The 24,880-nt window shown below is 43.0% G+C and carries 20 protein-coding genes and 1 tRNA gene; 14 read left to right on the top strand and 7 right to left on the bottom strand.

Translation table 11 applies throughout. The features are described from left to right. Positions 1-15: 15 nt before the first annotated feature. Together PHI74_04105 and PHI74_04100 are read left to right on the top strand one after the other, a co-directional pair. A tRNA-Glu gene (locus PHI74_04105) sits at positions 16-113 on the top strand. 189 nt (positions 114-302) lie between these two features. Then, positions 303-1,391 carry a hypothetical protein gene (locus tag PHI74_04100; protein ID MDD5485194.1) on the top strand — a complete coding sequence of 363 codons (1,089 nt, stop codon included), beginning with the start codon at positions 303-305 and terminating at the stop codon, positions 1,389-1,391. Positions 1,392-1,629: 238 nt separating this feature from the next. Here the strand turns inward: PHI74_04100 and PHI74_04095 are convergent, their stop codons facing one another. Further along, complete coding sequence (locus PHI74_04095) at positions 1,630-4,785, bottom strand: N-6 DNA methylase (protein MDD5485193.1); 3,156 nt, start codon at positions 4,783-4,785, stop codon at positions 1,630-1,632. Between the two features lie 151 nt (positions 4,786-4,936). Between PHI74_04095 and PHI74_04090 the strand changes: the two genes are divergently transcribed. After that, complete coding sequence (locus tag PHI74_04090; protein MDD5485192.1) at positions 4,937-6,559, top strand: hypothetical protein; 1,623 nt, start codon at positions 4,937-4,939, stop codon at positions 6,557-6,559. On the opposite strand, the gene PHI74_04085 is transcribed toward PHI74_04090, so the two are convergent. Genes PHI74_04085 through hypC form a run of 5 tightly spaced genes read right to left on the bottom strand, consistent with a single transcriptional unit; the run spans position 6,545 to position 9,361 of the window. Then, positions 6,545-7,003, bottom strand: a complete 459-nt coding sequence (locus tag PHI74_04085) for a hydrogenase maturation protease (GenBank protein MDD5485191.1) — start codon at positions 7,001-7,003, stop codon at positions 6,545-6,547. The genes PHI74_04090 and PHI74_04085 overlap by 15 nt on opposite strands. Beyond that, positions 7,004-8,038 carry a hydrogenase expression/formation protein HypE gene (gene hypE / locus PHI74_04080; GenBank protein ID MDD5485190.1) on the bottom strand — a complete coding sequence of 345 codons (1,035 nt, stop codon included), beginning with the start codon at positions 8,036-8,038 and terminating at the stop codon, positions 7,004-7,006. Then, positions 8,025-8,687, bottom strand: coding sequence for a hydrogenase nickel incorporation protein HypB (gene hypB, locus PHI74_04075; GenBank protein ID MDD5485189.1), 663 nt, complete (start codon positions 8,685-8,687; stop codon positions 8,025-8,027). The genes hypE and hypB overlap by 14 nt, the downstream gene beginning before the upstream one ends. Positions 8,688-8,689: 2 nt before the next feature. Next, positions 8,690-9,067: a hydrogenase maturation nickel metallochaperone HypA gene (gene hypA, locus PHI74_04070; protein MDD5485188.1), complete on the bottom strand. Its 378-nt coding sequence runs from the start codon at positions 9,065-9,067 to the stop codon at positions 8,690-8,692. 12 nt (positions 9,068-9,079) lie between these two features. Beyond that, a complete protein-coding gene (hypC, locus tag PHI74_04065) occupies positions 9,080-9,361 on the bottom strand; it encodes a HypC/HybG/HupF family hydrogenase formation chaperone (GenBank protein MDD5485187.1) in 282 nt (93 codons plus the stop codon). 75 nt (positions 9,362-9,436) lie between these two features. Here hypC and hypF point away from each other — a divergent pair, with 75 nt between their 5' ends. The 11 genes from hypF (at position 9,437) to PHI74_04010 (ending at position 23,665) form a co-directional block, all read left to right on the top strand. Continuing rightward, positions 9,437-11,746, top strand: coding sequence for a carbamoyltransferase HypF (gene hypF, locus PHI74_04060; GenBank protein ID MDD5485186.1), 2,310 nt, complete (start codon positions 9,437-9,439; stop codon positions 11,744-11,746). Between the two features lie 230 nt (positions 11,747-11,976). After that, the gene (locus tag PHI74_04055) at positions 11,977-12,300 is read left to right on the top strand and encodes a hypothetical protein (GenBank protein ID MDD5485185.1); all 324 of its coding nucleotides are present in this window, start codon (positions 11,977-11,979) and stop codon (positions 12,298-12,300) included. An 866-nt stretch (positions 12,301-13,166) separates the two neighbouring features. Beyond that, entirely contained in the window at positions 13,167-15,146 is a 1,980-nt protein-coding gene (locus PHI74_04050; GenBank protein ID MDD5485184.1) for a transglutaminase-like domain-containing protein, read from the top strand. A 327-nt stretch (positions 15,147-15,473) separates the two neighbouring features. Beyond that, complete coding sequence (moaA, locus tag PHI74_04045; GenBank protein ID MDD5485183.1) at positions 15,474-16,382, top strand: GTP 3',8-cyclase MoaA; 909 nt, start codon at positions 15,474-15,476, stop codon at positions 16,380-16,382. 9 nt (positions 16,383-16,391) lie between these two features. After that, complete coding sequence (locus tag PHI74_04040; protein MDD5485182.1) at positions 16,392-16,745, top strand: molybdenum cofactor biosynthesis protein MoaE; 354 nt, start codon at positions 16,392-16,394, stop codon at positions 16,743-16,745. Further along, positions 16,745-17,245 (top strand): molybdenum cofactor biosynthesis protein MoaB, encoded by a 501-nt coding sequence (locus PHI74_04035; GenBank protein MDD5485181.1) that lies wholly within the window; start codon positions 16,745-16,747, stop codon positions 17,243-17,245. Before PHI74_04040 ends, PHI74_04035 begins: the two co-directional genes overlap by 1 nt. Continuing rightward, entirely contained in the window at positions 17,242-18,450 is a 1,209-nt protein-coding gene (locus PHI74_04030) for a molybdopterin-binding protein (GenBank protein MDD5485180.1), read from the top strand. The genes PHI74_04035 and PHI74_04030 overlap by 4 nt, the downstream gene beginning before the upstream one ends. Positions 18,451-18,464: 14 nt before the next feature. Further along, the gene (gene mobB, locus PHI74_04025; protein ID MDD5485179.1) at positions 18,465-19,157 is read left to right on the top strand and encodes a molybdopterin-guanine dinucleotide biosynthesis protein B; all 693 of its coding nucleotides are present in this window, start codon (positions 18,465-18,467) and stop codon (positions 19,155-19,157) included. 373 nt (positions 19,158-19,530) lie between these two features. Continuing rightward, a complete protein-coding gene (wtpA, locus tag PHI74_04020) occupies positions 19,531-21,717 on the top strand; it encodes a tungstate ABC transporter substrate-binding protein WtpA (protein MDD5485178.1) in 2,187 nt (728 codons plus the stop codon). Positions 21,718-21,909: 192 nt separating this feature from the next. Continuing rightward, the gene (locus PHI74_04015) at positions 21,910-22,596 is read left to right on the top strand and encodes an ABC transporter permease (protein ID MDD5485177.1); all 687 of its coding nucleotides are present in this window, start codon (positions 21,910-21,912) and stop codon (positions 22,594-22,596) included. Positions 22,597-22,603: 7 nt separating this feature from the next. Further along, a complete protein-coding gene (locus tag PHI74_04010) occupies positions 22,604-23,665 on the top strand; it encodes an ABC transporter ATP-binding protein (GenBank protein MDD5485176.1) in 1,062 nt (353 codons plus the stop codon). 36 nt (positions 23,666-23,701) lie between these two features. Here the strand turns inward: PHI74_04010 and PHI74_04005 are convergent, their stop codons facing one another. After that, positions 23,702-24,811 (bottom strand): putative sulfate/molybdate transporter, encoded by a 1,110-nt coding sequence (locus PHI74_04005; GenBank protein ID MDD5485175.1) that lies wholly within the window; start codon positions 24,809-24,811, stop codon positions 23,702-23,704. Positions 24,812-24,880 lie beyond the last annotated feature (69 nt).

Below are 24,880 nucleotides of genomic sequence, written 5' to 3'. Positions count from 1 at the left end.
TACTTGAAAGTTAACGCTCCGGTAGTGTAGTCCGGCCAAATTCAGCCAGAACTGAAGGTCATTCATGCAGGACTCTCACTCCTGCGACTGGGGTTCAAATCCCCACCGGAGCATATAGATGATCGGAAGATGTTCGTAAGCCGATAAGACTTGGTCACTCTTGGCCAGATGAGATTTGGAGGGGTGTTTCGTATGATGATTTTGTCACTAACACCTATTTGATAGAACGATTGACTGAGATGATGGCAAGTTAGTATATTTGAGATTCTACTTAATCGGAGCTTTTATTGCTTTCGCCAAATATGGTATTGTGTAAAACTATGTCACAATCTGGTATAACGGAAAAAGAGCTTAGTGAAAAAGAGCTTAGAAATGTTATTAAAGTATTAACGACGGAAATGCCTAAATTCTTTTCGAATCTCTTGGGAAAGGATTTGCGTAAGGGTAAAGTGCTTGATAAAAAGCTTGAAGATGAACTATACGAAAAATCAAGGAACTTTTTGGAAGGTTTAAAAGAGATAGATATATTAGAATCTGCCCAGATATCTCAAACAGAAAAAATCTCTCGCACTTATTGTCTCATTGATAAACTGTTACGCATAGCGATCCCAGAAATCCCTCAAGAAATACATGCAGTAGAGGATGGCATCGAGTTTTTGAGACCCAAAATTCCATCTGGCTTAGAATATTTAAAAAATACGAGATATCTTGAATATATATCGCTCATTGAAAAATTATCACTAGAACTTAAGGCAAAAGGAAAAACATACCTTGTGCGTGATTTTTTAGATGACGTTAGCGAAAGCGATGATGCATATATTATCGCTCATACCTTGTGTGATCCCCTAGTTGGTCATTATAAATACTTACAAAAAGAGCATAGATATATACGAAAACAACAGATTAAGAAATATATAGAAATATATTCAGAATTGTCAGGGTGTTACGAAAAACAATTGCGGGTGATTGTAGGACTGCTGAAAATATTAGAGAAAGACGAAAAACCAGACTATGAAAATATAAGGAAAAAAGATCTATACAAAAACATTCAAAAAGTGGAAAAAGAAAAACATTATAAAATATTAACGGAAGGCTTTAATAGGAAAGTTAGAAACGCTATTTCTCACAGAACGTATAAAATTGATATTTTAGACAAAAGAATTGATTTTATTGATCGTAACAATAAAGTTCTACTATCGTACTTTGAATTTATAAATTTAGTCAAAGAAACGAGTGCATTGGTTTTCGCAGTTCTCCAACTTCAAAATATATTTACGTATCATCTGTTTGTCATGTTTAGAGACTTGGTAATGAATCAAAAAGAGAAAGATGAAGAGACTAAATCAACAGCAGATCGCAAAGTAAAAATCCAACCAGAAATTTTTGACTAAATGATTTTCAATTCCCATTTCACCGTAACTAGATAATACTTGCTGTGCTTTCATTAGTTCCTAAAGTAAAAATTGATTTTCAATCTTGTGATCACAAGCGAGATGCGATAAAATATGTGGGGGGGTAGTTTAATCGCCCTATGTCTTTTGCAGATGTTTGGATTAATCATTCATTTCTATAATCACTTCACTCGTAACCAGATAAGAATTGGTGTTTTTAGGCTTTTGATTGGACATTTTAAGCAGAGGCTTCAACGATTTTAATTTCTTCTTCGGTTAGACTATACAACTCATAAACCATTTGATCGATCGTTTTATCCGTCTCTTCGATTTCCTTCTCTATTTTCTCCTTCCGTTCTGATGCAGGCAAGAACGAACCCATGATTTCATCGATGACTTGCTGATTCTTGACATCGCTCTTGTTATCAAAAATCGGTATGTTTTCCATCTTCAAAATTCGGTCCAAGATATTTCCCTCGCCGATGCTCTTGCCATAATCCAGTATGCAATGCTTGATAAATTTAGTGAAGGTTAGATTTTCAAATCGGCATTTTAAGACATCAAAATCTTCAACCGACTTCTTGTTCTCATCCCCATAATCCACAGAAACGATAAGCCATTCGCCTTCTTCTCTTGCTTTGACCTTCTTGATTTTACCTTTTAGGCCATTGGCATTGTTCAGCACTTTTTTGTCGTTCATTTTAAGCAGGTTGAAGTAATAGCCGAGGTTGGTATCCTTCAACTTGGGGCGCAGATCGACATAATCAAAGAAGTTGGTGTTAATATTTGGAAGCTCTTTGTGGAGGAAGAGCATTTTGTCGACGAGTTTTATTATTGGCTCCTGCTCGGATTTAGATGCTTTTTTCACAGGAATTTTCTGATAGGAATTTATCGACTGCGTCACTGTTTTATAGCGCTGTCCATACCAATAATTCAGAAGTTTAGAGTTCAAAAGTCCCAATATATATCTGAGATCGTACTGCGGATCTTTTTTATTCACTATGAAGGTTGAGCCAATTGTATAATATCCATCGTAGTCTATCGCAGCGGTTATAGAGCCTGCTCCTTCACGTTTTATGATAAGTTTTTCCGTTTCAAATCTGGCCGATTCGCCTGGTCTCGCAGTGTCTTTATGCTTTCGCATGACATCTGGAACATACCAGACATATTCGCCACTCCAAGATATTCTATAACGTTTAACGTTTCCCCCGCGAAGCACTTGTTTATCTTCTGTCGGATGTTGTTTTTCAGAATATGTGAATTTGGAGTCATCGCCAGTCATTATGCCAAACGACAAATCAACTACATTTTTCAGCTCTTCAGTTGCAATGGCAAATTTCTTATCCATCTTTCTATGGGATGGGGTCCAATCCAAGATAAAGAGATTTTCTTTGTTTTCAAGGTAGATATTCTGCGGTATCAAGTGCTTGTTATTGATAGATATATCCTTAGCGAATCGGCAAACGGTTATTTGATTTTTGTCTCTTATTTCTTTCGAGTTTGTTTTTTGAAGAATAATTATTACGGTCTGAACTGCGGCATCTTTGAAAGTATCTTCCGGCGTTAAAATAATTTGTCTTATGGCACATTCATCAAGAATTAATTTTCTGAGTTTGCTGAAACTATGTTGGGAAAACCACGATGAAGAAACAATAAATCCAAGAAATCCTCTTTCTTTTAGATTTTGAATCCCTCTTTCTATGAAGAATGAGAAAATATCGCACTTTTGGACTGCCGACTTGTATTTCGAGAAAAGATATTCCCGTTCATCTTCGTTCAGGTTGTCAAATCGAATATAAGGCGGATTTCCCATCACAACATCAAACCCACCCTTATCAAAAATATCTTTAAATTCTTCTTCCCAATCAAAAGGTCGCTTTTCTTCCCAGTCATCCCCGAAATATTTTCTCAATTCCTCTTCTGTGCCAGAAATCAGGCTGTTACCGCATGCGATGTTATTTTCCAGTTTGTTCAGAGGGGTGTCTTTCTGGATGCTTCTGAGCCACAAATTGATCTTTGTCAGCTCTACCGATTCAGGATTGAGGTCTACACCATGTATGTTTCGCGCTAAAATTTGATTGATGCTTTTTGACTCTATCTTCGGCAGCTCTTCCTCCTGCCATTTTTTGAAATCCTCTTCCGATATGTTGTGTTTTTTCTTCGTTGCTATTCGCTTTACATGCTCATGATTTAGAAGTTTTAACTTGTCATAGGCTTTTATCAGAAAGGCGCCAGAGCCACAGGAAGGGTCCAGTATTTTGGAGTCTCTGGTGATCCCAACATTATCGATGATGTAGTCGACAACGTACTGCGGAGTGTAGTATTGTCCGAATCTCTTTCGTTCTTTGCTATCGATAACCCACTTCAAGCCTTTTTCCAGTTCCTGCAGGGTGTTGCCGAGATAATTTTCGTAGATTCTGCCTAATATGTCAGCATCGATCGTTGCGAAATCGTATTGGTATAATCCGTCCACCAGCATTTCATAGACACTGTTATCCACGATGAATTCTTCACAAAAATGCGGACCGAACATTTCGCCATCATAGATTCTATTGAACCAGTCATAGTACGACTTTAATCCAATTACGAAAGATTGACTGGATTTATCCTCTCGGAATATATCAAAAGTTTTCTTGATCCTGCCATAATCCAAGATGTCTCTATCCTCACAAATCTTGTAAAACACCAACCTGTCCAAAATGCGATGTATACCCTCTCTTAATTGGTCGGTGGTGTATTTGCCCTCGTTATTTTTAATTACGGATTCCGTTAAGGCTCTTCGGCATTCAAGCAGGAAGGCTACAACCTCTTCATCAACAGGATTTCTGAAAGGCCTCTCTTTGAAATACTCGTCTAATTTTCCAGCTACAACATATTCCTTGGCAAGAAGCTTGATTTTGTCAAAATTGTTGTCCTTTAGGAAATCCTCGATTTCGAGATCGAAAGCAATTCTGTCCCTGTGAGTCCCTTTCCAATAGGCATTGAATAATATCCATCGTTTTCCGTTTGTGAGTAGCGCCCAGCTTACGCCACTGTTATAAGCGTAGTTGATGGTTTGTTCAATGTATGTCCTCTTTCCCTCGCCGGGTGTCTTATCGAATCCTTTTTCCAAGTCTTTGTCGAGACTTTTTGCTTCGATGTAAATTTTTGTTTTCCCGCCAACTTTTAGGGCGTAATCCGCCTTTTTTCTGCCCTCGGTTTTTTGCTCTTTTTTGACCTCTAAGGTATCGCCTAAATCCCAACCCAAAATATCGATAAACCTGTCGATAATACTCGATTTAACGTCTTCTTCATCTACCAGTTTATCAGAAACAGCATGAAAATGTCGAATAAGCAAATCGATTCTTTCGTAGATATTTCTTTCATAGGTTTTTAAGTCTAAATCACTCTTCACAGGCCATCATGAACATATTACTTCTTATCTTTCTTAAATATACATTGCCAAAATTTTGCCTATAAGTGAATTTTTTTACAAAAAAAACAGCAAGTCTTATCTTTTCATAAATCAAACATGAACTCAAAAATTTGGATTTAGGGGCTTATTCTTGGAACTTGTTAAAATACCCGGTATAGGACCAAAAAAAGAAAAAGAGCTTGGTAGCATAGGGGTTTTTACGGTAGAGGATCTGGCGAAGCGAAGTTATTGGGATGACCAGGGAGAGTCTTATTTTGGGCGTAACTGGTGGGGGCGCTTGGTTAGAGGAGCTAGGATGTCCATAGGGTGGAACATCATAATGGACGTTGAAAAGATATCCCAGGATGAAATCATAATAGAAACAAACAAAACCTATTCTGATGAAGAATTGATAAAAAAATCAATTGCCAGCCTCCTGCATTCGCACGATTACTGGTTCTTGACATCCATTGAGGAGAGGGTGAATTCGTACAAGGTCACCGTCTTACCGGTTGAGAACAGCAAGCATTATTTCATAAAATACATCGTGCCAAATGCTGAAAGCGTGCTGGAGCAGATAAGGAAAGGGAGAAGCAGTGAAGAGGCAAAAGACTTAACAGAAAAAGAAACTGCAAGAGACATGGAAGACTCCCTAATGAACTATTTAAAAGGCTTGATCTCCAGGGAAGAAGAGGTCAAGAACTTCGCCAAGTCCATGCAACTTAATTCTCTCTGTGAGTACTTTGAAGAATATGGAGGTCTGGCATCCGTAGATGTTTTATTGTCCTGGGCTCAGCTTTTCGGGATTGCAGACGTAGAGGTGCTGAAGCCTAATGGCGAGAAGTTGACCACTACCGGCTTTCATCTGGCATACTTCGGTGATGTTGGAACCGGGAAGACATATTCAAGCATCGATTTCGTTATGGGGAACGAGAGGATTGGACTGGAACCCCATGGTATTCCCGGAAGATACAGATACTGTGGTGGCATAACTCCCTACATGTTCATTCACATGGGGCAGTACTACGAGGGGGAAAAGATGGTATTCCTCGTTCCGGAGTTCAACGACTGGTTCTTTCATGAGAAAGGAATGGTAGAGAGGCTGAAGTTAGCGATGGAGCAAAAACCCCTGAAGTATGAGTCCGCTCACGAAACCATCGGACCTTATGTTTTTACCTCCTTCTTCAATGCGAACTATAACGTCAAGATAAAGAAAAAAGGGTACAGACTCACCGTTTCAGATCCCAACTTTAACGCCATCGAAGATAGGTGCTTCTGTAGGCTCCATAAGATGACGAAGCAAAGGTTTTTAGACATCATCGAGTCCATCGAAAAGCATACACTGGGCAAGCACAGGGAAATGGAGATCAGCCCTGACCAGATAAGGGACCATGCAACCCTGATCTACTCGATCAATACCGGCATAATCAAGGATTATAAGCCCTCAAAGGTCCAGTTCTCAGAGGGGCAAATAAGCACCATCACGTCGGCGATCAGAATCTTCGCAGAGGAATATATGGGGGAGGACAAGCTCATACAGGCATCGCCTCGATCCATCTATAAATGCCTCCAACTCGCATCTACATTGACATTGCCGTTTTATTTCACTGCCAAGGCCACAGAAACTCCCAGCCACCGCATACTCTTGGTCGATGATAGGGCATTGAATATGGCCATTGAGATCATGATTGAAGAGCTGACTGTGAGGATGCTAAAGGATTCCTCTCCGGAGGAGGTAAGAGAGAGCATTCTTCCGAGGTTATTCGATAGATAGCTCGTCCAATACCATTTCCACCACTTTTGGCACTGCTTCATTCACTTTCGGTGTCAGCCCAACGGTGATTTGGTTTGATCTCTCAATTTCAACCCCTATGATGAGGATGTCATCTGGCATCGACATGACTTTTTCTCCGATCTTTAGCACGTCAACTAAGCCAAGCTCATGCAATGAGAAGTGCATCGAAGCAGGATCTGGAAGGTCTTTGTAGGTGAACCTATGTATCTTACCAATCTCCCCTCCTGAACTCAGGGCATCGATGATGATTACCCTGTCGACATGTTCCAGAAAACTGAGAATGCCAAGACCGCCAGTACCAGCATCTATCAGCTCCACAGGCAGGTCCTTACTCCTAAGCTTCTCTAAGATGTAAAAACCAACCCCATCATCACCCATCAAGGGATTCCCACAGCATAAGACAACGGTTCTCAGAAGTACCACCTAGCAGACCCTTGGAATTGGTTCCCCCAGAGGCGTTTCAACGTATCTCTTTCCACCAAGTCCTGTTTCCAATACTACCTTTTTCTTGTGCTCTTCGGTGACTTCCCCTATTATTCTCGCTTCTCGACCATATTTTGTCTTTTGGATGGCTTCTAGAACGAGATCGGCATTATCGGGCTTCACACCGATTATGGCTTTGCCTTCATTCGCCACCTCTAAAGGATCAATGCCAAGCATCTCTGATGCTGCCCGAACTGCATCTCTAAAGGGAATCTGATCCTCCCTAATTAATATCCCAACGCAGCTTTTCTTTGCCATCTCATTTAAAGCAGAAGCTAACCCACCCCTTGTGGGATCTTTCATCGCAGTGACTCCTCCAACATCCAATGCTGCCTTGATCGTGCCCCACAAGGGCGCTGCATCGGACTCCAACTCAGTCTCAAAGGAGAATCCTTCTCTGAACGCTAAGAGCGATATGCCATGGTCACCGATCGTTCCCGTGACGATAACCTTATCGCCAACATTTAGACCGGAGTCACGTATTACTTCATTGGCAACCCCGATACCAGAGGTGTTGAGTACCAAATTGTCCAGTGCACCCTTTTCCATGACCTTGGTGTCGCCGGTGATGATCGCTACATCTGCCTCATTGGCAATTTCATTCATGGACCGGACGATCCGTTCCAGTTTTGCAATGGAGAAACCCTCCTCTACGATAATGCTACTGGTTAAAGCAATGGGACGGGCACCCATGACTGCCAGATCGTTTATGGTTCCACAAACTGCAATTTTACCAATATCGCCGCCAGGAAAGAATAATGGCTTGATAACGTGACTGTCTGTGGTGAGCACAACCTCCCTATCACCTATGAAAACGGTTGCACCATCATCAAGATCAGATAAGCCAACGCTGCCAACACTGTGGGGCGATATGTTCTTGAGGACTTGGGATATCAACTCCTGCATGAGGACCCCGCCAGCACCATGCGCAAGGGTGATGGTTTTTTCAGAGAGGTCTGCTTCACCCGTATGCATCTACGCTCTCCTCAATGAACTCGATCCAACCGTCGATGCTTTCTCCGACCTTCTTGCTCGTTTTCAGGACCTTGATGGACGGATTTAACCTGAGGGCATCAGAGACCATCTTATCTGCATCAGCTCCTACAGCCTCAGAGATGTCCACCTTGTTCACGATAGCTAAGTCGCAAGTCCTGAATATCATCGGATGTTTTTCCACTATGTCGTCGCCTTCGCTGACGCTGACGATAACGACCCTTTTAGACTCTCCGAGCGAATAGTCCGCAGGACAGATCAGGTTGCCAACGTTCTCTATTAACAAAATGTCCAAATCCTCCAAGGGCAACTGATCCAAAGCATTTTTAACCAAAAGAGCGTCCAGATGGCACTCTTTTCCTGTATTCATAGCGATGACCGGCACACCATACCGCTTAAAACGGTTTGCATCAATGTCTGCCACTATGTCCCCTGCAATCACGCCTATGCGATACCTGCAGCCAAGCCTCTCGATCGCCAATTCTATCAAGGTCGTTTTTCCAGAACCTATAGCGCCCATGATGTTAAAAGCAATGATGCCAAAACCATTTAATAAATGACGATTTCGCAAGGCGAGTTCTTCGTTTGCCTCTAAAACATCATGCCCCACTTCAACTTCGATCTCACACATAATCAATCATCCAGTTCAATTTTGATGTTTCTAACGTTTATCCCTTTGCCCGAAATGATATTTGGAACGGGATTTCCACATTCCGGACAGGCCAGATTAAATGCCAAATCAGATATCATGGGAGGTCTATCAGTAGACAAAACACCTTCATAACCACAATCACATTTTATCTTTGAGGGGGTGCTCACGATATTCAGCTTGGCACCCTCCATCAGGCCCCCCTTGGCCAGAATTTCAAGGCAAAAGGTCAGCTGGTCTGGATTTATATGAGTTAGCTCGCCCAAATCTATATCTATCGAAGTTACTTTTTTAGCAGCATTATTCCTAGCTGTTTCCAAGACAACCTCACATATTTCCATCGCTACGCTGTACTCGTGCATTCTTATATTACCCTAACCAAGACCTTTTTTCCTAAGTGCAAGTTGCTCAGCTAGGATATCCTTTTCCACCGCATCGGCGTACTCACGAAATAATCCGAGGGTCTCCTCACCCTGTTCAGGTGACATGATCTGGATGACATAGCCGACATGCACTAATGCGTAATGGCCTATATGGCTCTCATTTACGTCAACAAGGTCCAACCTCACTTCCTGTTTAAGGCCCCCAAAATCAACTATTGCGACCTTTTGGGCCTCATCGATCTTCACAATTTTTCCCGGAACTGCAAGGCACATTGCATGACCTCAATTAATTAATTGAATAAGTGTTTATTTTATTTAGTTAGTTAATAAACAATACTATTGACAAATATGAGCAAAAAAATTCACGTTTATGGGATCGTTCAAGGTGTAGGATTTCGCCCTTTTGTGTATAGAATTGCCCATGAACATGGATTGAGAGGGTACGTACTTAATTTCGGAAATGGCGTTGAGATCTGGATCGAAGGTGACGATGAAAAGATGGACGAATTCCTTCACGACCTGAAGACAGAGAGTCCTCCCCTTTCAAAAATCGACAAGATGGTCATTGAAAATGCACCTGAGAAGGGTTTTGAGGATTTCACGATAAAAAAGAGCAAAAAAAGCAGCAGCATCAAATCTTCAATAATCCCCCCGGATGTCGACATTTGCGATGATTGCCTCAGCGAGATGTTCAATCCGAGCGACCGCAGATATCATTACCCCTTCACCGTTTGCATGGACTGCGGTCCCAGGTATACCACCGTCTCTTGTTTGCCCTATGACAGGCAAAATACGACGATGGTCGATTTTCCTCTTTGTAAAAGATGCAATGAAGAGTATACCTCGCCCAGGGATAGAAGGCATCATGCACAATCGATATGTTGCAGTGATTGCGGTCCGAGGATGATGTTATATGATGATAAAAGAGAGCTGGTCCTAGAAAACCATAGTAACGAAGCCATCCTCAAAACTGCAAAACTTCTGGATGATGGAAGTATAGTTGCAATCAAAGGAATCGGTGGAGTGCACATAGCTGCAAAAGCCACTGATGACGAGCCATTACTACGCCTAAGGAAAAATCTTGGGAGGCTTGAGCAGCCTTTTGCGGTCATGACCAGAGATGTGGAAACTGCAAGGAACTTCACTTTGATGAAGCCCATCGAAGAAGAGCTTCTGACCAGCTACAGAAAGCCGATAGTGGTTTTAGAAAAGAGCGGGGTGTACCATCTTTCCCAATATGTCGCCCCTGGGCTACACAACATCGCCGTTTTTTTACCCTATGCAGGCCTGCATCATCTGCTATTCAGAGCTCTCGAGGAGCCGACATGTGTGATGACCAGTGCAAACCTGCCAAGGAGGCCGATGATAACGAGCAATGCAGAGGCTTTTGAGAAATTGGATGGGATCGCAGATTACTACCTGCTTCACAACAGAAGGATAGCAAACCGAGCCGATGACTCCGTTGTTAGGGTGATAGGAGATAAAACGAGTTTCATCAGGAGATCGAGGGGGTATGTTCCAGAGCCGATCACCATGCCTTTTACCTTTGAGACAGATACGCTGGGTGTCGGCCCTGAAATAAATAACACAGTGACCGTCTTGAGGGGGGATCAAGCATATGTATCCCAGTATATCGGAGATACAAAAAAGATAGAGACGCTGCGATACCACAATGAAGTCGTGGACCATCTAAAACAATTGACCGGAATAAACCCCCTTATATGGGGCTGCGACCTTCACCCCAGCTTTAATACAACTCACTATGCCTTGGAAAATGCAGAAAAAACGATGAAGGTGCAACATCATCATGCACATCTGGTCTCACTCATGGCTGATGCTATGCTTCCTAGAGATGTAAAGATCATAGGAATCGCTGCTGATGGAGCTGGTTATGGAACAGACGGAACTATCTGGGGGGGAGAAATCCTGGAAGTCGGTTATGATGATTTCAGGCGATGTGCGAGCCTGGAAACCCAACCAATGCCGGGCGGAGACGCTGCTGCATATTATCCCTCACGCATGGTTCTTGGAATCCTGAGCAAAGTCTTGAGCGATGATGAATTGGCGAAGATTAAACTGCGATTTAAACATTACGAAGAGGGGGGAATCGTCATCGAGCAACTAAGGCGGAATGTCAATGTAATACCCACAACAAGCACTGGCCGAGTGCTGGATGCGATATCCTCGCTTCTGGGCATAACACACCATAGGAGCTATGAGGGAGAGCCTGCAATGAAATTGGAAAGCATGGCCAGAAAGGGTAAGAGCGTGGAAATACCCTTGAGATTCAAGACAGAACGACTGGGGTCTGAAAATAGAGTGGTGCTCGATACGACCCAAATCGTATTGGATATTTATGAAAACTTAGATGTCCATTCCAGGTCAGATCTGGCATTTTCTGCAGAGGATGCCATTGCAACCGGCCTGGCAGAACTTGCCATAAATGCTGCTGAAAAAGGAGGCATTGGGACGATCGGCCTCAGTGGAGGTGTTGCATATAACGAACACATAACCACAAGAGTGAAAGAAATCGTGGAAGCGAGTGACTTCACGTTCATCAGACAAGACAAGATACCAACCGGAGATGGGGGGGTATCCCTGGGACAAGCGATTATAGCCAGCTTGATGGCTGATAATAATGTAATGGTTAGCATTTAAAAGTATCAATTAAATTGTTCCTAACTAAACTAAACCAATATCCAAAAAGGTTCTCTGTTAGTAGTGTTCATGAAATCATCTAGTTATCTTGTATATTTTTTAAACACTCATTTATATTCACATAGATTCTTTTTTATTCTCGTTTTCACAGCTAGAATGGTGTATATAGAGGTAGCACTGGAAAAAGGCACGAAAAACTTTATATTATATGTTTGCATAAAATAAGATCCATGAAGATGGGGAGACGCAAGTTTCTCAAGTCTATCGCATTTGCAGGGGCCATAGCAACTATGGGTTTTTCTGGATGTGTGTCAACTCCAGAGTTCACACCAACTCCGACACCAACACCAACGCCCAAATCAACACCAACATCAAAGCAGGCAACTAAAAAATTTTTTGATGTGGGTACAGAAGAGAAAAACTGTCCAGTATGTAGCGGCTTCATGAGACTTCAAGACCAGTCTGGTGTACTGATGTGGGTCTGTAGTACATGTGGACATGCTGAGAGAGTAACTGAGCCAGATATTTTGAAAAAGTATGGCTATACAAGCTAAACAAATCAACTTAAAGTTACTAATGAAAGCAATACCATGTTAACCAATACTGGAGATACCCTACTTCACTTCAGTAGCAGGGTTAGCATGGTCTAGAAAACTTAAGAAATTTTTTAACCCTGCGGGCATATCGCATTTATCACTATGATATCCCAAAGTGTGTTTCTGTGCTGTTGATTGATACACGTGTTGAGGTGGATAATGGTGGTTGCCTTAACCACTCCTGCCCTATGTTAAATTACATAACATAAATGTCAAAAGACCCCATAGATTATTTTTCCAACCTCATTTTTAAAGGTCACATGTCGGGAAGTTGGTGTTGATAAGGGTATTTTTACAGGTACATAATCGATGAGGTCATGTCACCAGAGTGATCGGGATGGAAATTTTCTCACCTCAGTCCCAATAAAGCCAATAACAGGGATTACCATTAAAATTACAATCAAAGTAGCAAGAATTTCTTTCCGCAGGATTTATCTTTTCAGTCAATTTTGCTTCAAAAATCTAATCTCATATATAATCACTTAGATTCCCAACTCAAACAAAAAAATAATAAGAAATGAAACAAAAATTTCGAAACTAAGCCAAGCAATCGCTACAAGCTTAGGCAACAGAAAGCTGTGAGACCTATCGTTATTTTTTTGGACAAAATATTTATGATATGACGATTGAAATTTAAACATTTAACTTAACATTAGCATCTGAGTGTTTAACATCAAAACTTCCACAAAGGAAGGATAAAGAAAGATAAGAAATGAATTCATATCGATGCGATGAAATGGGGCAATAGACTAAATCAAACCATAAGTTGGGTCTTTTGTTGAAAAGCAAGTGCGATAGCGATAAAAAATAGAGGAGCAACATAGGTGTCTAGTATTCGAAGGGGGTTGATAAAGGAAACGATCGCTATTACTTTAGTATTGAACTTATTAGTTGTATCTTCTTTAGGATGCGTAAAATTAGATTCAGGTCCCGCCACAACACCCATTCCGACTCTGACGTCAACTGAAACGACAACGCCAACAATAGAGGAGGATGAACTCACCCTTGAACTGAAAAATTTGCCAGAGCTGGATTGGGCATTGAAGAGGATTTTTAAACCCTCGGCATTCGTAGAGGACAGGGATTACATCAGGATGGTATTAGACATCTACAAATCAAACCCCAGAATGAGCAACCTCTCAGGAGAGCCCCTACTCTATGCTATTTTATGGCTAGGCATCGAAGATGGTCAGCGAAGTGATTTCGCTCACCACGTGGATGTTGAATACTTGGAAAGTGATATAATCCCCTTAGCAAAGGGAATCACGACCATGTCCAGTAACGACACTCAGGCCGTGAAAGCAATTCAGGAGTGGCAAAAAAATGCCATAAAATACGCTCCAACACAACGTCCGACGCTCAAGAATACACTCGAAAATGAAGAGGGTGGGTGTGTTGAGAAGTCCAAGTTAATTGTTACACTTTGCAGATCAGTGGGGATACCTGCAAGGTTGGTTTGGTCCAAGCAAATCAATCATGCCTGGGCACAAGCATACGTTGAGGGGAGTTGGGTAGATGTCGCTTCCTCAGGCCTGCTAGATCATGATGAGGATGGTTTCATAACATATTCGGACCTTAGAGAGCTTAACTTAACAAATATGGCCGATGTGTTTGTTGAACCGCCCTACTATGCCTTCGAGGGATACGGTTACGACCGATTAGACCTAACACTCGGATACAATAGATGTGTCATCGAACAAATGATTACTGAGGCACAAGATACAATAGGATCTGCACGGGATTTAGAGGAAAACGTAAGTCAGGCAAAAGAATTACTTTTTCAGTGGGAGAATGAAAAATCATCAGTGGAGCGAAATAGGATCGGCAGACAAATTATGGAATCCTTATTAAGCGCCACCATGAGCATTGAGGAGGACGTTAGCACCCAGGACGTTCTCGTGGTCTTCCTCGAGGATCTTCCACGATTTCTCGTAGAAGCACCTGACGGCGAGTTGGTATACACTCCCAGACAATATATCGAGCCGTTTGAAGATGTGCCCAATGCCATTGTCTCTTGGAGGCGTTTAGAGGGGTCGCTGCTTAATTCAGATCCAAAGGTTCTTTGTATTTTCGACACCGTTCCCAGTGAAAACCTAGGAAAGGAGATGTATTTAGAACAAGCAGAGACACCTCCGATACTTGATTTGTTTGCTGTGCTTTCAATAAAACAACTAATCGAAAAATACGACCTTGACGTAAAAACCAATATCGTAATCGGCATATCTAATGTTACTGAGTTCGAGGTCTGGGGCAGACCTGAGATCGACTCCCTTGCCCTGCTCTTTGACACGTATTATAGGGATGCTCCTGCCCTTATGCTAGAATTCGTTCAGGCTATAAACAGAGCTCAAAATCAGTCCGAGATGGTAGAGTTTTGGCTTCCTCCCACATTAGGTGAAAATTACTCCTATCGCATATCAGCCGCTGGTCCTGTGATCAGCGAAAATGGCGATTTTATCGGTTACTCCCTCATGTTTAGAGTTTGGCTAAGCACAACCATCGGTAGGTTGACAGTGGATGTAGGATCAGGGCATTTGGGGGAGTATCTGAAATATGAGTACACCAATCTTGTGTTTATTGATGAAATCGGGAGAGTTTACGGACCAGAGGAAAAGGATGGTAAATACTACTATAAAGCGGGTCCGTCGATATTATTTCCTCTCCGGTATATCGATTGTTCCAATAAAGACGATAGATATTATTTCCAGACCTGCCCCTCAATACTTAATTTACAGGGGGGGTCTCACCTTAAGATTCAGCGACAAGATGGGCTCATCCTAATTAACACTAAGTCATTTAGCTAGATACGCGAGAAGTCTTCAGATAAAAATATTCTTTCGTTTTTTATGACACTCGGGTTACGCATTCCAAAAAGTTCGAGCTCTTTCTGGAGTGCATCTCCTTTTCAAAATCCAGCTTGGTTCTTCACTTGCCATGCTGCATGCTTCAACTACAACGCCAGTACAGCATAGTATAAATAAATTAAATAAAGATCAAAGCCATATCTGCGATCTCCGGCCGTTAGGTTAGCAATGACACCGCATACGATAACAAAAAGAGCCCGAGGGGTGTAACATTGAAGCTTGCCTAACAGAAAAGTTTAACCATTATACATACCATTGCATATCACCATGCAGGATAGATTTGGGAGAGAGACCAAAGGTATTCGCATATCAGTTACGCAAAGGTGCAACCTAGATTGCTTTTACTGCCATAAAGAGGGACAGAATCCTTCAAAAAAGGAGATGACACCATCTGAGATCGAGAGGATCGTCTTCATCGGAAAGAAAATTGGGATCAAACAACTGAAGATAACGGGCGGCGAACCATTGGTTAGGAGGGATATCTGCGAGATAGTTCAGCGTGCATCCAATCATATGAAGAATATATCGATGACCACCAATGGCATCCTGTTAGAAAAATACGCAGCAGATCTAAAGAGTGCTGGTCTGCGCAGAGTCAACATCAGCTTTGACACGCTGGATGCTGAGAAGTATAAGATTATCACCGGCACAGACTGCCTATCCAAAGTAGTTGACGGACTAAACGCTGCAATCGCCAATGATTTAACACCAATCAAATTAAACATGGTCATCATGAAGGGGATCAACGAGGATGAGATCGAGGAGATGATTCGCTTTGCTAGTGAAAAAAGGGTGATATTGCAACTAATCGAGCTTGAGATGTTCAACAAAGAATTCTATGACAAATATCACTATGACATTGGTCCAATCGTGGCCGAGTTAGAGGAAAGGTCTGTCCGAGTAGAGGAAAGGGAGATGCATCATCGCCGCAAATATTTTATCGAAATCGATGGCAATATTAGTGAGGTAGAGGTCGTCAAGCCCATGCATAACACCACTTTTTGTAGTAATTGTACCAGAATGAGGGTTACGGCTGACGGAAAACTGAAGCCTTGCCTTCTCAGAAGCAATAACCTAGTTGATTTAATAGGGCTCATTCGAAAAAACGCATCAGATGAGGAATTGATAAAAACGTTCAAAAAAGCGATTTTACTACGAGAGCCATTCTGGAGGTGAGAGTAGAGTATGAGGACCATTCACGATTTGATAGAAGAGGTAAAATCCAACCCAAAAATAGACAGAGCAGGGATGATTCTATGTCACAATGGAATTGTTCGTGGCTTCTCAAGAGGTGGAGAGGAGGTCTCAAAGTTAAGGGTCAAAGCAGACAGAAAAGCACTGGAAAAAATTATAGATGAGATGAAGAAAAAGCCAGGCATAGTTGATCTCAAGGTTCACATAAATGAAGGAGTGCTTGGCGTCGGGGATGATGTCCTGTTGGTCGTGGTGGCAGGCGATATCCGCGAGAACACCTTCCCTGTTTTGAAAGAGGTGGTAGATACGATCAAAAGATCGATCCTGGAGAAGGAGGATATCTGATGCGATCGCATGAGGAGCATAAAAGTCATGTGAGGAGTGTGAGATGTGCAGTTCTGACTTTCAGCGATTCCAGAACTGAGGAGAGCGACGATTCAGGCAAGCTGATCAAAGAGTTGCTGGTAAAGAGCGGTCATGAGATAGTAGCGTACCAAGTCATGAAAGATGACCTAAAGGCAATTCAAAAAGCAGTGCAAGATCTAATCGATTCCGACGTACAGGTCATAATCACCAATGGGGGCACAGGCATCTCGAAAAAAGATGTCACCATAGAGGCCATATCGGAACTGCTTGATAAAAAATTGGACGGCTTTGGGGATATATTCCGGTTCCTAAGTTATGAGCACATGGGAAGCGCAGCAATGATGAGCCGCGCTATAGCCGGAACGATAAAAAATAAAATCGTAATATGCATGCCCGGATCCGTAGATGCCGTCGAGCTGGGCATGAAAAAGTTGATCCTGCCGGAACTCGGACATATGGTGTGGGAGACGAACAAATGAAGCCATTTAAATCGCTGATTCCGCTGGAAAAGGCATTGAAAATCATGGAAAAGGCCTTGAAGCCAATTGATCGGACTGAGTCAATCTCCATCAAAAAATCTCTTGGCAGGGTTTTGTCTGGGGACGTAATAGCAGAAATAGATGTCCCCCCATTCGATAGAGCTGCCATGGACGGATATGCTCTCAGGGCAGAGGACACATATGGTGCCAATAACTTTGAGCCTAAGATTTTGAGAAAAATTGATGAGATATATGCAGGAGAGGTTAGCGATAAAATCGTGCACAGAGGGGAGTGCATTCAAATTTCAACAGGATGCAAAATGCCCTCGGGGTCAGATGCGGTAATGATGGTTGAGAGCACTGATCAAATTGGAGCGGAGGTGAAGATGTTTAAGCCCGTATACCCCAAAGAGAACGTTTCTCCCATGGGTGAGGACATAGCGGCGGGTAGCATCGTACTAAAGCCGGGGGAAGTGCTAAATCCGAGCAAGATCGGTGCTTTGGCAGCACTTGGAATTCAAAAAATAAATGTTTATGAAAAGCCAAGGGTGGCGATTATCCCAACCGGCGATGAGATCGCAGACCTTGGTAGCGAGCTAAAAGAGGGTCAAGTCTATGACATAAATTCATACACTCTCTCATCCATCGTAGAAGAGAACGGTGGAGCACCTATTAAGTTTGAGATAGTTCCAGATACAAACGAGAGCATTCGAGCTGCGGTGAAAAACTCATTGGAATACGATTTGATTTCCTTCTCAGGGGGTAGCTCCGTAGGTGAAAGGGATATTCTCCACAATGTGATTGAAGAGGTTGGCACTATTTTGTTCCATGGCGTCCAGATAAAACCAGGTAAACCCACTTTATGTGGTATCGTTGACAAAAAGCTCGTTTTCGGGATACCCGGATATCCCACATCTTGTTTGAGTAATGGATACCGCTTCTTGCTTCCAGCCGTTAGAAAAATTGCGAGATTACCCCCAAAGAGGTTTACAATCGTCAAAGCGAGAATATCGAGGCGTGTGGTCTCCTCGCTTGGAAGGAGCCAGTTCCTAACGGTGAGGTTGGAGGGACAAGTTGCCCACCCAGTATTCAAGGAATCCGGAGCTATAACGAGCATGGCAGATGCAGATGGCTACGTGGACATACCAGCTGATGTGGATCTCATCGAGGCTGGTGATGAGGTCGAAGTCATATTGTTGATGTAAGGTAAGGTGATCGAATGATACTTGGCGTTTATGGCTATTCAAAATCAGGAAAAACCACCTTCATAGAAAAGCTTTTAAAGATACTGGTTGCGGATGGATATGATATTGCTACGATAAAGCACATCCCGCATGAGGGTTTTTCGATTGACACTGAAAAAAAGGATACGTGGAGATACAGAAATGCGGGCGTAAACACTGTGGTAGCTAGTTCTCCCGGTGAGACTGTGTTTATGATAAACGAGGGGATGCAACTCAACTTAATCCTCCAAATGATCCAGACGATTTCAAAACCAGATTTGATTTTGGTCGAGGGTTATAAAAACGAGAGCATACCAAAAATTGCTTTGGGACAAATCGAGGAGAGGCCCAACACCATTTTTAGATATGAGGATAATCTGGAAGAAATCCTGCAATACATCAAACGAGAGCTGGATATAGAAAGAATCCTAAGGCAGTTACCAGGTATTGATTGCAAGAAATGTGGCTTTGATTGCAGGAAAATGGCAGAGCTCATATATGCCCAAGAGAGAGTATTGGAGGATTGCCGCTCATTTTCACAGCTACCGGTCTTCTTAGAGGCAGATGGAAAAAGCATTCCTTTAGGTGGTTTTACCAGAGATATGATTGCGAATATAATCAATGGCATGATTTCGTCTTTGAAGGGCACAGAGGGCGCGAGAGAGTTCAAGATAATCCTGAGAAGGTGATGGATATAATATAAATAAATCAAAACTTTTTTAGACCGATAGCTTTTTATACCATTATGTTAATTATAACATATCGATGTTAGAAATGAAGTACGTTTAAAGATTATAAAATTTGTAGAAAGTAGGTTAATTCAGAGCGCTCCTAATGCCGCTATTGTTCCTCCATTTCTTTTTTCTGTGGGGCGCTCTACAAATCCTACGCTCTAAAATGTCTTGGGACCTTTATCGTAATTCCGATGGCTTTTATATGCCGAAGTTGCAATCATCAGCTAGAATTTAAAGCGTACTTCTCCAACCGCCACCCAAACCGAAACTGTTTTATATCGAGTGATAAAACGTTAATAAGAGTAGTAAAAACTTTCATATCGAAGGGATGAAAATGGAAAAAAGAAAATTAAGGATATTAGGGGTGGTTATCGCACTACTTCTGGGTACATTGGTAGTGCCTTGCATACCAGCAAGAGCACAGGGAACCCAAATAATAAGGGTCTTCCATGCAGGGAGCTTAGCAGTGCCTTTGGAAGAGGCGGCTATACAATTTGAAGCATTGCACCCAGGAGTGGATGTGCAACGCCAGTCACATGGCAGTGTTGAGGCCATAAGACAGATAACTGAGGTTGGGAAGATAGCAGAAGTGCTCGCATCCGCAGATTACTCACTCATACCAAGCATGATGTACCCAGATTTTGCCGATTGGGACGTTAGATTCGCGACTAATGACCTTGTGCTTGCGTACAATCCTGAAAAGAGCAGTTATGCAAAAGAAATAACTCCAGAAAACTGGTACGAGATCCTGCGTCGAGATGGAGTGGTATTCGGCTTCTCGAATCCGAACCTCGACCCTTGCGGGTATCGTACAGTAATGGTCTTTCAACTAGCGGAGTTGCACTACGGTGATGGCCAGATATTCGATGATTTAATCCTTAACAAAACTGCAATTACGATCAGTGAGGAGGCGGATGGAACATACCTTATAAAGACGCCGGAAGACATGAAACCAGACACCAGTAAGGTGGACATACGACCTAAATCGGTAGAGCTCGTGGCCTTTGTGGAGGAGGGGGGGCTTGACTATGCATTTGAGTACCGGAGCGTAGCCGTGCAGCACGGTCTCTCCTTCGTCGATTTGCCTGTGCAGATAGATCTAAGCAGTGTGGATCATGCCGATGGTTACAAAAAGGTCAAATTGCAAACATCGGATGGGAATATAAATATAGGATCGCCGGTGGTATACGGCATCACCGTGCCGAAGAATGCAGATAACGCAGATCTTGGTCTGGAATTCGTGAAATTTATCATCAGCAAGCCTGGACAGAAGATCTTTTCAGATATGGGACAACCTGCCATTGTGCCTGCTGTTGGGAATGGGAGTATACCAGAGGATCTGAAACCCTATTTAGCTGAGGTATCTGCAGCACCAACGCCAATGCCTGTACCAATATCCACTGGACCAAAGCAAACTTTGATGCTGGCAACGACTACGAGTCTCTACGATACCGGGCTGCTCGATGCATTGAAGCCTGTCTTTGACGAGAAATACAATGCAGACCTACGCATGGTTTATGCTGGAACCGGAAAGGCACTAGAATTCGGACAACGGGGAGATGTGGATGTATTAACCATACATGACAGAGCAAGAGAAGATCAGTTCGTGGCAGAAGGACACGGGATAAACCGAAGATGCTTCGCCTACAACTATTTCGTCATCGTGGGTCCTGAAAGCGATCCGGCAGGAGTCAAGGGGATGAAGCCTGAGGATGCGTTCAAAACGATAATGGAAAAGGGGAAAGCCAACCCACAAATCCAGTTCGTTTCACGAGGCGATAACTCTGGCACACACGCCAAGGAGAAGGCTGTGTGGGCAAATGCTGGTTTTGACTATGAAGAGATCAGAAAATCCGGAAATTGGTATGTTGAAGCTGGAAGTGGCATGGGACCCACGCTGATCATGGCAAATGAAAAGTCTGCGTACACACTGTCAGATATTGGCACATTCCTCGCATTTAAGGGTGATATAGATCTCGTGCCGATTGTTGATAAGGGGGATATCCTACTCAACGTCTATGGTGTGATCGCAATAAATCCAGAAACCCACCCCTATACCAACATCACCATGGCTAACAATTTCGTTAACTTCTTGATATCTGAAGAGGCTCAGAAGATCATTGCCGAGTACGGTGTTGATACGTATGGAAGCCCGCTCTTCTATCCGCTTTCGGGTGGGGCGTGTAAAGAATTATTCGGCTGCCCAACATGGGAGGAGTGTGCGATGCCAGCAACGTATCCTGTAACAACGCCTGCACCAACGCCAGCACCAACTCCTGCTCCAACGCCTACACCTACACCCAAACCAACACCAGCACCCACTCCTGCTCCAACGCCAGCGCCAACTCCAGCACCTACACCGAAACCCACACCAATGCCAACAGTCAGACCAATACTAACCCCAGCACCAGCTCCAACGCCTGCACCAAGTATACCCGGATTTGAAGCAGCCTTCGCAATCGTTGGACTCCTAGCGGTAGCATATCTGATATCGGGAAGGAAAAATAACCCATAAGAAAAAAGCAGAACCAAGGGGGAGGTGTTTCTTCCCCCATTTCTAATTTTTTTCCAAAAAAATAGTGGAACCTTAAAAATCTGCCTTTTGTTTTGCAGTGCAGCCTTAATGTGCATAGGGTTTATAACAGAATATATAGTATATCCGAGGGTGCAATAATCAAAGATTACAATTTTTCATTGAGGTTTTGACATGAACGAGATTATAAACGGCTTAATAAAAGCAATCGAACTCATTGTCACACTTGATCCAGAGGTTATGGATATAACGCTCCTAACGTTACGTATTTCAATAGCTTCTATGATCATAACATCTCTAATATTCATCCCAACCGGGAGTTTTATCCATTTTCATGAATTTCGGGGAAAGCGATGGTTAATAAATATCATCCAAACGCTTTTTGCACTTCCAACAGTAGTCATTGGGCTTCTGGTCTTCTTATTACTTTCACGAGCAGGCCCTCTTGGATTTCTTGGATTCTTCTTTACACCTACAGGTATGGTTATCGGACAGGTCATATTAATAGCCCCCATCATGACTGGATTAACCATCTCCGCCCTGAGTGGAGTTGACAAAACGATCAGAGATACGATCGTTTCTCTGGGCGCAACAGAATTTCAGGCCATCCGAGCAACCATAAAAGAGGCACGTTATGCAATTTTAGCTGCCGTTATCACAGGATATAGCCGTGCAATATCCGAGGTGGGTGCTGCAATGATGATTGGTGGAAATATAAGGGGCTACACAAGGGTGCTGACGACCGCGATCGCACTCGAAACCTCGATGGGTAATATCGAGTTCTCACTGGCCCTTGGCATTATTCTCATGTCCTTAGCGTTCGTTATAAATATAATTCTGAACCGGGTTCAACAGAGGTAGATCGATCATGATAGAAGTAAAGCGGTTATCCAAGAGATACGGTGAAAAAGAAATTTTAAAGGATATTAACCTAACGATAGAAAAAGGCGAGATATTTACCATCATTGGACCCACCGGTTCTGGTAAGACGACGCTTTTACGTCTTATTGACCTTCTGGATATGCCTACATCAGGGGAGATATTTTTTAACGGCGCCAATGCATCTTCAAAAAGAAGAAGAGAAATACGCAGAAAGATGTCGATGCTGTTCCAAAAACCTGCCCTCTTCAAAACTAGTGTATATGACAACGTCACGTATGGGTTGAAGTTCCGAGGCATTGGGCGATATAGCATCGATAAAAAGGTTAAACACGCCTTGGATACAGTTGGACTATTGGACTACGCAAAGAGGATTGCGCCGACGCTGTCAGGGGGCGAGGCCCAGCGAGTGGCACTGGCAAGGGCAATCGTAACAGAGCCTGAAGTGTTGTTGCTGGATGAGCCAACTGCGAATCTCGACCCCATCGCCACGGAAAAGATAGAAGAATTGATCGCACATATCAATCGAGAATATAAGACCACGATCATTATATCTACGCACGACAGACTGCAGGGTCAACGCCTCGCAGATCGAATCGCGGTGATGATGAAAGGGGAGATTAGTCAAGTTGGGCAGCCACATGAGATATTTTATTCGCCTAAAAATGGAGAGATTGCGAGATTCGTCGGTGTGGAGAACATCGTACCGAGCGTCGTGGAGTCGAATGAGGGCGGGGTAACGGTTGTCGATATCGGGGGATTTAAAGTAACCTGCGTATCTCCCTTCCCTGCCGGAGAAGCTGTTCTGTTCTGCCTCAGAGCGGAAAGTATCATTCTCTCAAAGGAGCTCGGAAAAAGCAGTCTGCGGAATGTGTTGCCTTCGACGATTTTGAAGATCACACCAGTTGGACCGTTGGTTCGGGTAAAACTCGAGAATACGCTCGTAGCACTGATTACAAAACAGGCAGCAGAAGAGCTCAAACTCGCGGTAGATGACCAGGTCTATGCAAGCTTTAAGGCAACCTCGGTGCATGTGGTAAAAAATCAGTAATAATTAATGCCTTAAGGCGCAATCGCATACGGGATTTTAAAAACTCTTTTTGAGATATTTTGTACTTACCACGCAGAGCGCCAACCCGGCAAAAAAGCCGATTCCAAGGTTTGTTAAGAGGGAAATTACACCAACCGTTACGGCTATGATCATGTCATATGTCTTACCAAGCGTCCGCATAAATTTCCCCAGTTCCAGCGCGGCGAAAAAGAGCATCACGCCGATTATTGATAAGGGGAAGGCACCAAAGATCGTTGAAACTGATTCTGCCAGGAAAAAGGCTAAAATAATTTCTAAGATGCCTTCCATCAGCATAGCCCCACCTGTTCGAGCACCAAAAAAGTATTGGGCGGCGAATCCACCTGCGCCATGACACATTGGGATGCCCCCAAAAAAGGGGAATATCGTGTTCATCCATCCTATATTCTTGGCTAAATTCTCCTCTCCAATCCTGTTACCCGGGAATTTGTTATTGACCGCGAGGCTGGTAGCTAAGACCGCATTTGACAGGGTTAAAACCACCTGTGCTATACCCACGGTCAGAAGACCTCTCCCCATATCGTAAAGAGAAGGCACATAAATTTTGGGTAGATATAATCCAAATTCCAACGTGATATCTGGGGTGGAGATAAAGACAACAGCCAGACCTAATAAAAAAATAGCAAGTCCTGCAGGGAGTTTTTTATTTTTAATCAGTAACATAACGAGAATGAGTGCCATAGCAGCTAGAAAAATATTGGTCCAAATAAGTTCAAGTGATTCCTTCAGCAAGGTTAAAGCGAGGCCAAACTGCACACCCACGATGACACAGAGAGGGATCACTTTTGCAATTTTCCCGATCGATTTTGAGAAGGCTAAAAATAACCAAATTAGACCCATCCCTATGCCTGTTCCGTATACCAAGGAAGGGCTCCAGTGTTCGTTTAAAGCCACTACACCGACTGCCTTCTGAGGTTCTACGGGTAACGGTAATTTGTAAATTAGACCGACAATTAGATTTGTCACACCCATCGCAATGAGAATCCCGGAAGGATCTAACCCTAAAACTGCAATGTAGCCTATGATAAATGGGTTCAGTGGACCGAAATCTCCGAGTGCCCCCGCCAATTCCACTAAACTAAATTCAAAATCCTTTATTCGGACCATCGAGGTATAACTGGTTCGTACTATAAAGAAAAATCTTTTTGTCCATCAAAAGCGTAAGTTTTTATATAC

The organism is Methanocellales archaeon (assembly GCA_028715985.1).
Classification (GTDB): Archaea; Halobacteriota; UBA148; order UBA148; family UBA148; genus UBA148.
Note: the sequence above shows the minus strand (reverse complement) of the source record. Positions and strands in the feature narration are given on the sequence as shown.